Origin of the sequence: Clostridium sp. AM25-23AC (genome assembly GCF_003435125.1) — a bacterium.
Taxonomy (GTDB): domain Bacteria; phylum Bacillota; class Clostridia; order Lachnospirales; family Lachnospiraceae; genus Pilosibacter; species Pilosibacter fragilis.
Window position 1 is genome coordinate 107,100 of record NZ_QWGI01000011.1, and the last position, 9,821, is coordinate 116,920.

10 protein-coding genes are annotated in these 9,821 nt (G+C 42.9%); 3 read left to right on the top strand and 7 right to left on the bottom strand.

Going from position 1 to position 9,821, the window contains the following annotated elements; genetic code table 11:
* On the top strand, positions 1-319 hold a 319-nt coding region (locus DW677_RS19180; RefSeq protein ID WP_347473105.1), incomplete at its 5' end, for a hypothetical protein.
* A 6-nt stretch (positions 320-325) separates the two neighbouring features.
* Here the strand turns inward: DW677_RS19180 and DW677_RS18740 are convergent.
* From DW677_RS18740 to DW677_RS08680, 7 genes are all read right to left on the bottom strand, one after another.
* The gene (locus DW677_RS18740; protein WP_242992139.1) at positions 326-664 is read right to left on the bottom strand and encodes an IS3 family transposase; all 339 of its coding nucleotides are present in this window, start codon (positions 662-664) and stop codon (positions 326-328) included.
* A complete protein-coding gene (locus DW677_RS18745; protein ID WP_242992140.1) occupies positions 654-1,001 on the bottom strand; it encodes a transposase in 348 nt (115 codons plus the stop codon). Before DW677_RS18745 ends, DW677_RS18740 begins: the two co-directional genes overlap by 11 nt.
* 149 nt (positions 1,002-1,150) lie before the next feature.
* Complete coding sequence (gene thyX / locus DW677_RS08660; RefSeq protein ID WP_117566958.1) at positions 1,151-1,780, bottom strand: FAD-dependent thymidylate synthase; 630 nt, start codon at positions 1,778-1,780, stop codon at positions 1,151-1,153.
* The gene (locus DW677_RS08665; protein WP_181968330.1) at positions 1,767-3,563 is read right to left on the bottom strand and encodes a metallophosphoesterase; all 1,797 of its coding nucleotides are present in this window, start codon (positions 3,561-3,563) and stop codon (positions 1,767-1,769) included. Before DW677_RS08665 ends, thyX begins: the two co-directional genes overlap by 14 nt.
* Positions 3,564-3,579: 16 nt before the next feature.
* On the bottom strand, positions 3,580-4,560 hold the full coding sequence (locus DW677_RS08670) for a hypothetical protein (protein ID WP_117566961.1): 981 nt from the start codon (positions 4,558-4,560) through the stop codon (positions 3,580-3,582).
* Positions 4,553-5,638, bottom strand: coding sequence for a hypothetical protein (locus DW677_RS08675; RefSeq protein ID WP_117566962.1), 1,086 nt, complete (start codon positions 5,636-5,638; stop codon positions 4,553-4,555). Before DW677_RS08675 ends, DW677_RS08670 begins: the two co-directional genes overlap by 8 nt.
* A gap of 55 nt (positions 5,639-5,693) precedes the next feature.
* Entirely contained in the window at positions 5,694-6,125 is a 432-nt protein-coding gene (locus DW677_RS08680; protein WP_117566964.1) for a hypothetical protein, read from the bottom strand.
* Positions 6,126-6,214: 89 nt separating this feature from the next.
* Between DW677_RS08680 and glmS the strand changes: the two genes are divergently transcribed.
* The gene (gene glmS, locus DW677_RS08685; protein ID WP_117566965.1) at positions 6,215-8,053 is read left to right on the top strand and encodes a glutamine--fructose-6-phosphate transaminase (isomerizing); all 1,839 of its coding nucleotides are present in this window, start codon (positions 6,215-6,217) and stop codon (positions 8,051-8,053) included.
* Positions 8,054-8,103: 50 nt separating this feature from the next.
* Entirely contained in the window at positions 8,104-9,495 is a 1,392-nt protein-coding gene (locus tag DW677_RS08690; protein ID WP_117566967.1) for a chain-length determining protein, read from the top strand.
* Positions 9,496-9,821: the final 326 nt, after the last annotated feature.

The window sequence follows — 9,821 nt, forward strand, 5'->3', positions numbered from 1 at the left end:
CTTCCTCATATTTGAAGCTACGAAACCAGCGTTCAATCATGATGTTGTCTGCCCAGCGGCTTTTTCCATCCATACTCTGACGGATATGGTTTTCTTTGAGAAATGCTATGTACTCGGTGCTTGTAAACTGACATCCTTGATCAGAGTTCAGAATCAGGGGTTTTGCCACCTTGAAAGCTTTTTTCAGCGCGTTTATGACCATTCTGGTGTCCAAGGTATCATCTATCTCCCAGCCAACAATACAACGGCTATACCAGTCAATGATGGCTGTCAGATACAGGAAGCCGTGCTTGATGGGGATATAGGTGATGTCGATTGACCATGCCTAATTTGGACGGTCGATAACGGCGTTACGAAGCAGATACGGGCAGACTTTTGCCTGTTGCATACGTTTGGAAAGATTCATCTTTGGATAGATCGGATCAATCCCCATTTCAATCATATAGCGGCGCGTTTTCCGGCGTCCCACCTGATGACCACGCATTTTCAGCTGTAAAGACATTTGACGAGCTCCCCAGGCAGGATTATCGGTATGCAGATGATCAATGATAGTCTTGCATTCTAACTCTTCCTGAGATATGGGTGTTCCATTATAGTACACGCTGGTGCGGTTGATTCCAAGAAGCTCAGCACCTGTTTTTATCGGGAATTCTTTAGTCTTCAAAAGGTTTCGGACTAAATTTACTCTCGTAGTCAGGTCCAAGTGTTTCTTCAGATTTTTTTTTCAACCAATCCACCTGCATGGTGAGCTGGCCAACTTTTTTCGCGTATTCGGCTTTTTTCTTGCGCTCTAAGGCGAGTTTCTCTTTCAAGTTGTCTTCTCTTGAATCATCGAAGACAACCGATGCTTTATCGAGGAATTCTTTTTTCCAGTTGCGAAGAAGATTTGGCTGAATGTTATTTTCGCTGGCAATTGTATTTAAGTCCTTTTCTCCTTTGAGCAGTTCAATGACTAACTCGGATTTGAATTTTGCGGAGAAATTTCTTCTTGTTCGAGGCATAAAAATGATCCTTCTTTCTATAGTGCTTACAGTATACCAGATTCATTAAAAAATGTCTCTCAAAGTGTCTTAAATTACGATACCATTATAGGTAACTTCTTTATTTGTCTTGTTTCTCCATTTTTATATTCAATACGACATAGCTCCATCTAAGCCTCATATTCTATATCATCAAAAATAACCGGCACATATCCCTTAAATAAATCCAAAATCATACATGCCACTTCCCGCATCTGAGGATGGGCCCGCTTTGCCGTCCGCAGTTTAAAGAAATGTCTCCATTCGCGCAAATTCATAGTAACAACAATCTCTGTTTTCAAGCTGTTTGGCAAAATGCTTCTTGCCTGCTGCGGTTCTGCCCCCAGTCCCATTAATTTATTGTAATTATCTTCGATTACCTGCATGGAATCCAGCCATACTTTATATTCCGCACTGTCCTCACTCCAGAAAAGCGGCTGAATCAGAGTAAGTTCTTTTCCAAATTTTTCATTGCTGTAATTACAATACCTTGTACTTTCTTGACTGTAACTCGCAATTCTGTGTCTGACTATTTCATGTGTAACCCCGCGATCACAAATAATCCTGACAGAGATTTTTTCATGCTCAATCACAGATTCATGTCCGCTTTTTAAAATATTTCTGATAAATTTTTCAGCAGAATCCTCCGTAATCCGGTCTTCCGATTTATAGCAGACCCGCCCAATCTTCTCAATCTTTTTTAACATTTCTTTTCCATCTAACTGATCTAACAATTCAACACTTGGTTTAATAACTCTCATGCTGCTCCTCCTTATATTCAATGATATTTGCAAGTCTCTTTTCATAGATCAAACAGCTGTCACAAGCTGACGGACAATCAAAAATTCTAATTTTGGCCAAGCTGAATAATGAAAATTTTGCTGTATCCTCTATGCCTGCTATCTTATTCGAAGATGTTGTATCAAATATCGTAATCACTTTCATATCCAGAAAATGCCCCACCTTACTATGTAGTTCTTTCGCAAGTACTTTCACCGTTTCCCCGGAATGAACGACATCCGTAATCACAGCAACCGCTTTTATTTTTTCATTTTTTTCAAACAACTGCCACTCATATTTATTGTATTCTTTTTTATTTTCCGGCAAATAGGAACATGCCTTATCTGGAAACAGGAACCGGATATACGATAGCAAAATAGCTCCTTTAATTCCCAACCCTATAATACAGTCTATATCCTTCAGATCAGCTTTTCTGTTAAACAAATCTGCTATTCCATCCGCAATCGAAAACAGCGCGTCCTTATGTTGAAAAAAATACGATGTATCGAGCCAGTTCAATCTATAGGAATTTTTCCAATGATAATGTCCCGTTTTATACAATTGCTGCTCCGATACTATAGTTAATAACTTTTCAGCATAATCTGGTGTGTCATAATCAACTTTCAGCTGTTCTGACAACTGTTCTGACGGCTTATCAAACAACCCTCCATTTTCTTCACCTTCATCTGATACCTCTGATATATCTTCATTCTGGAATATTTTTGTGTTCCAGCACTTCCATTCTGCTACACCTTCATCTATGAAATATTTATACTGCTCTTCCTGAATCAGACCGGTATCTGAAATTGTCCACACGTTATAGGCATTGTGATGTCCATAAAACGAAAGCTCAACCAACTGATTTTTTATTCGTTCCGTGAGTTCTGTTTTATCCTGCAGCTCCATTTTTTCGATAAATTCCCGATTAAAATCCACTCCCAGGCTTCCAACCGTACTATAATTTATCTGATCATTGGGTTCCTCACAGGGTCTTATCTGTCCACTTTGTGTTCCATGAACATGCCCCGTCAAAACATAGTGTATATCATAAGCCAGTAATATCTTTTTGATTTTATTCCAGTTTTTCGTATCGCAGGTTCCATATTGTCCAATCCGAGAAGAGTTATTATCTGTCACAGACTGCGAAGAGCTTTCATAAATAACCGGCCGATGGTGCATAATTGCAATTTTCGTATAATCCTTATAAGCTTTGGCTGTTTTCCCAAATAATTGTTCCAATTCCAGCCTTAAATCCTCATCACTGATAAAGCCATACTCATCCTTATCACCAATCCTATGCGTACTGTCCAGGCCAAGCAGGAGCACTTTGGGATTCTCCAAAACCACACAGGATACCACTGCTTTATTCGCGTTGTCCTGTAAGCCTATCTGTGGCAAAAACTGCTTATAATATTCCAGTTTTTTATCGCGATACTTCCACAAGTTTGTTTCATCTATCTCTGCTTTACCTTTAATTCCGGCAAGCAAATTCCGGTTTACATCATGATTACCAGGAACACATACTGTATGGGTGATATTCAGTTCTGTTTTTATCTTATTTATTACTCCTGCTGCCTTCTGATATGCAATTTCCGTGCCACCCCGATCAACAATATCACCACTGATAATCAACGTGTCTACGGTTTTGTCCAATTTTTTCAGTGACTCTAGAAACGCGTCCAAAAACTCTGAATTCTGCAGCAGAGAGTTTCCCTTCTCATCAAAATGTAAGTCTGATATATGGATTATTTTATGTTCCGCCACAGTTACCGGCCCCCCTTTACTTACTGCCTGTACAATTTCCTGCACACAGCGGTGTAGATATCGTATATCCTAACTCTGTCCGTGCCTCATTCGGTTCATAGGATATTGCAAATGCCTGGATCTTGTTTTGTAATAATCTTTTTGATATTTCCAGTTTCAAAATCCCTGCGCACCCTCTCACGGATCCGCCAAGATATTCTACAATGTTTTTTGCGCGCAAAAATTCATTTCCCTGGCAAATCATATCTGCAACGATGATAAATTTCCCCGCACGAGAATCATTTCTGTAAAAATCAGCCCGGTTCAGTTTGTTATACGGTCCCAGATGATCCACATAAATAAGATTGAGCCCCAAAAGCTGTGACAAAACCCCTGCAATATAGCTTCCATTCAGCGTATGGCAAAAAAGCATATTTCTTTCTGTCATCGTCTCACCCCGGGAAGTAAATTCCGCATCTAAATCATATGCAATGATATAACACCAGCGAAGTATTTCAACATTCTCATTTATGATTTTCTTAACATCGATGTAAACATCCAGTCTTGTGCCAGTCTGTGTATTGTATCCTGCTTTGTCGCAGCATTTATTTTTTATATAATGCTTTCCATACCAGTTAAACTTCTCCCGGTAATCTAAACTTTCACTCTCACGAAGCCCTTTTATTTCTCCAATTCCATTGTATAACCAAAATGCCTCGTGGTGACATACCTGCACCCTGTTTATATTCTTTTCCAACCAGCTTATCCATCTGCTTATTCCATTCGAATATATATAACGCACATGGCTGAAATCAATTACGATCTGATAATCCTGATACTGTTTGGATTCGAATATCCTGTGAAATAAATCTTCCACACATTCTATGTTCCAACGTTCCTCTTTAAATAGCTGATTCCGTTCTTTCAGGCGTGTCGCTTTTTTTAGCACTGTATAAATCTGTTCCAGATGTACAGACACTACAATCTGTTTGCTCTTCTCGTCTATGATTTCAAACATGCTTCTTCTCCTGTACAAATTCGACTTCAACATGCACTCCGGCCATCGAGATCGGATACTTTTTCAATGGCGAGTTTTTGGTATTTCTTCTTGCCCATACGCACTGTACACAATTTAAAATATCCCTGTTTTCGCACTTCTGGCAGGCTGCATAGGTAAATACAACCTCTGTATTTTTTTGATGTATCCGAAGCGTTGCTTTTGAAACTGCCAAAAGATTTTTTAATCTATAAAGATCCATATCACGCGCCTGCATCTGTGAATAATACAAAGCTTCCATAATAGAAAGAAAATTAATCTCTTTTTTTACATTAATGCCCAAACACTCTGCATAAATATAAAATTCTTCTCTTTGCCTTCTGAAAGAACTGCCGCCTTTTTTTATTCTCTCCCCAATCGACTCATAAAAACCTCTTCCAGCATCTGCTATCGTCAAAATATATCCATTCAGTTCCGGACTTAACGGAATTCCCATCTGCATATACGCATAACTCAATGAATGACTATGTATTTGTGCATTCACGATTAATTCTGTAGCTGCCGTTAATGTATTCTCCCACAGCTGATCACCCCGTATCGGTGTTGTTTCAGATCGAAAAAACGGAGTATTTCGAAGCATACTCTTCACATTGCCAGAAAGTGTATCCCTCGTCCGTTTTTTTTTCGCTTCGCCCCATTCTTCAAAATATATATATGGTTCATTTACAAAAATTTTCGTTACATTTCTTTGTAAGCGTTCATAATCACAATAATTATTGAACCCGCCCAGATAACCTTCCTCATATTCCGCAATATTATATCTTTTCAAGACTGAAAAAAAACCTATAGAATCTAAAAAGGCAAGCAATTTCGGATTGTATGCCAACTCCAGATACACCGGGCAGCCACTCTTACTCTTCAACAAATTCAGCATGGTCATAAACAGCGGAATTGCATTGGAATAGATGCTTTCCGTTTCCACCAGAGAAACTGCTGTCTGCTGTCCCTTCTGCAAATATTTATAACATTCTGTTAATTCAGGCAAAATTTTATAATATATTGCTGTTTTATTAATTACCTGAGGCAACCGATCTATCATTTCTGCTTACTCTCCCCTAAAAAATAAAACCTCCAAACTGGTTACTGATTTCATTTTACACCAGTTTGAAGATTTTCACAAACACTATATCGAAATCTATGTAAATATTTTCGTAAAGGTCAAACCACTCGCCTTTCACTATAACCATTTTTAGTGCATACTTGAGAAAATCAATAGATTTTTCAAGGAGGACTAAAACCTGGCATTTGACTGCCTCCCTCATATCTTTTGATATGTTAATTATACTATCGCTGGGTGAGATATGTTTCAAATAAATGTTCCATGGGACCTCCGTTCTGCCGCACGATGCGGTATCATTTGTAATTGAAAAGTAACTGTAAAGATGCTGAATGGTTACGTTGGGATTACAAAAATTATAAGTAGGATCCAGAAAAATCACAATGGAGGCGATGGCAGGAGAATATGCGGCAATTCTCTGGAAATTCTCCGGGAATTTTCCGGAAACGGCGGTATCAGTCAGGATCATACTTGTATGGCTTTCTCGAGTGTGTTATAATCAAACCAACTGTCTTTTCGACAGAATATGAGATTTGAGAAAGACGAAGGAATTTACATATGTGTGGAATCGTTGGATTTACAGGACATAGACAGGCGGCTCCGGTGCTGCTTGACGGACTTGAAAAACTGGAATACCGTGGATATGACTCGGCGGGAATCGCGGTCCGGGACGGCGAGAAGGATGTGGAGATCGTAAAGGCGAAAGGTCGCCTGCGCGTTCTTGCGGAAAAGACGAATGATGGAACCGCAATGCACGGAACATGCGGAATCGGGCATACCCGCTGGGCGACACACGGGGAACCGAGTGAGCTGAACGCGCATCCGCACTGCAGCGATGACCGGAATGTAGTTGGTGTCCACAATGGAATTATCGAGAATTACCAGGAGTTGCGGGAAAAGCTGCAGCACAAGGGATATAACTTCTATTCTGATACGGATACAGAGGTTGCGATCAAGCTGATCGATTATTACTATAAGAAGTATGAGCATACGCCGGTGGACGCGATCAACCATGCAATGGTGCGGATCCGCGGTTCTTACGCGCTGGCCATCATGTTCCGGGATTATCCGGAAGAGATCTATGCGGCGAGAAAGGACAGCCCGATGATCATCGGTGTTGCGGATGGTGAGTCTTTTGTCGCGTCGGATGTTCCGGCAATCTTAAAGTATACGAGAAATGTTTATTATATTGGAAATATGGAGATGTGCCGTCTGCAGAAGGGAAATGTGACGTTCTACAACCTGGACGGCGATGAGATCGAGAAAGATCTGGTGGAGATCCAGTGGGATGCGGAAGCTGCGGAGAAAGCGGGCTTTGAGCATTTTATGATGAAGGAGATCCATGAGCAGCCGAAAGCGATTCGGGATACGATAAATTCTGTAGTTCGGGATGGCAAGATCGATCTTAGTGGAGTTGGAATTACGGAGGAAGAGATCCAGAAGCTGCAGCAGATCTATATTGTTGCCTGTGGTTCCGCTTATCATGTTGGTGTTGCTGCCCAGTATGTGATCGAGGATCTGGCGCAGATCCCGGTCCGCGTAGAGCTGGCGTCGGAGTTCCGTTACCGGAGAATGCTGTTTGCGCCGAATTCTCTTGTGATCATCGTAAGCCAGTCCGGAGAGACGGCGGACAGTCTTGCGGCGCTCCGGGAGGCGAAGGCCTATGGGGTTAAGACGTTAGCGATCGTCAATGTAGTCGGATCCACGATCGCCCGGGAAGCGGACCATGTTTTCTACACGCTTGCGGGACCGGAGATTGCGGTTGCGACGACGAAGGCGTACAGCACACAGCTGATCGCATCCTATATTTTATCCATCGAATTTGCCCGCGTGCGTGGAATGATTGATGAGGACAGGGCAGCGGAGCTGATCGCGGAGCTTCAGACGATCCCGGATAAGATCGAGAAGCTTCTCGAGGACAAGGAGCGGATCCAGTGGTTCGCGGCGAAGCAGATGAACGCACAGAATATGTTCTTTATCGGCCGTGGAATCGACTATGCGGTGAGCCTGGAAGGCAGTCTTAAGATGAAGGAGATCAGCTATATCCACTCTGAGGCCTATGCGGCCGGTGAGCTGAAGCATGGAACGATCAGCCTGATCGAGCCGGGAACGCTGGTGATCGGAGTTTTGACGCAGCAGGATCTCTATGAGAAGACTGTCAGCAACATGGTCGAGTGCAAGAGCCGTGGGGCGTATCTGATGGCGCTCACGACGTATGGAAATTACAGCATCGAGGACTGCGCGGAGTTTGTGATCTATATCCCGAAGACGGATCCGCTGTTTGCGGCGAGTCTGGCGGTGATTCCGCTGCAGCTTATGGGATATTATGTATCTGTCGCAAAGGGACTTGATGTAGATAAGCCGAGAAATCTGGCGAAGAGTGTGACGGTGGAATAATTTTTGCGTGGGATTTCACATGTTGGGAAATAAAGATGAAGGAGAGTACCATGGAAAACAATTCAAATGAAGTTGTAGAGATCGACCTGAAGGACCTGATGTTTGCGGTTCTTCATAAGTGGAGACCGGTGCTTGCAGTCGCGGTTATTATGGCGGTTCTGCTTGGTGGTGCGAAGGGCACGATGACTTACAGGAATCAGAATGACCCGGAGACGGCGAAGGAAGCGAGAGTAACTTACCAGAATGATCTGGAGCTCTATGAGAAGAATAAGTCCACATATGAACGTGAGATGGAAAATCTCCGAACAGATATTGCGAATCAGCAGGAATATCTGGATCATTCGATCTGGATCAACATGAGTCCGTACGATGTATGCGAGGCGAGAGCGGATCTGTTCGTTTCCACAGGATATCAGATCATGCCGGGAATGGAGTATCAGAATCGTGATAATACAGATACGATCCTTCAGGCATATCAGTCTCTTTTAACCAGCAGCGCAGTTCTTGAGGATGTTGCGAAGCAGGTAAAGACGGAGCCGAGATATCTGGAAGAACTTGTGGAAGTGACGATCGGGGCAAATCAGGATGGCCAGTTAAACCGTATGCTTACGATTGATGTAAAGCATACGACAAAAGAAGATGCCGAGGAAGTTCTTGGCGCGTTTCTGGCACATGTAGACGATATGCATGACCGGATCGCCACAAGTATTGGGGAACATACAGTTTCTATCGTAAATGAGAGTGTCAGCGCGCTGGTGAACCTTGATCTTGCAGAACTTCAGCGTCAGCAGACCGAGAAGCTGACAACGCTGAATGACAGTTTACAGACAAAGCAGACTGCGTATGATGAACTTGAGGAGCCGAAGGAAGTCGATTCTTCCAAGCGTGCGGCGTTAAAGAGCGCGATCAAATACGGAATTCTCGGCGGAGTTCTCGGTGGCTTCCTTGTTGTGTTTGGAATCTGTGTTGCGTTTGTGATGAGCGATAAGCTGTATTCCGCAAAGGAACTCAGATTCCGTTACAAGGTAAAAGTCCTTGGAAGACTTTCCAAGGGCGGAAAGAAAGCTGGAGCGATCGACGCATGGCTGAATCGTCTTGAGGGACGCGCATGCAACGTGAACGCTGAGACGGAGTATGGGCTGATCGCGGCGAATATTAGGAACTATGCGGATGGAATGAAGACCATTCTTGTTACCGGTGATGTGGATCCTGAGGTCCTTAGAGAGGCTGCGGAGGCGCTGGAGAAAGAGCTTAGTGGAATCCGCGTGATCTCTGGAAACTGCATGCTGGAGGACGCTGAGACCGTTAAGAAGCTGCCGGAGTGCGATGGTGTCGTGTTTGTTGAGCAGTGCGGTATGTCTAAGTATAGTGCGCTGGAACTGGAGATTGAGAGAGTGAAGGATCTTGGGAAGAGCGTTGTGGGGTGTGTGGTGTTGGAGTAGAGAACACTAATGTCCGTACGGGAACACTGGAACCGAGAGGTTGATTGTAGGTTGTAGTAGTTTTAGTTTATAGGTGAATATTGAATGAGAGAAAAAGGGAGCGATCGCTTGGAATTTTCTATGGTTGGTGGAGAGTTCGGAGAGGTGGCTTCCTTTTTGTTATTTAAATTGTAAACGCTCCATAGCGTTTACGCAATGGAACGGGATTCTGACGAATTATAATGGTATAGTGGTTCAGCTTGACTACACAGCGATATTGACGTATGCTGAATGTGGAAGACAATACTGAAGTGCTATACTAACGTTGTAACAGTAGTGGCTAATAA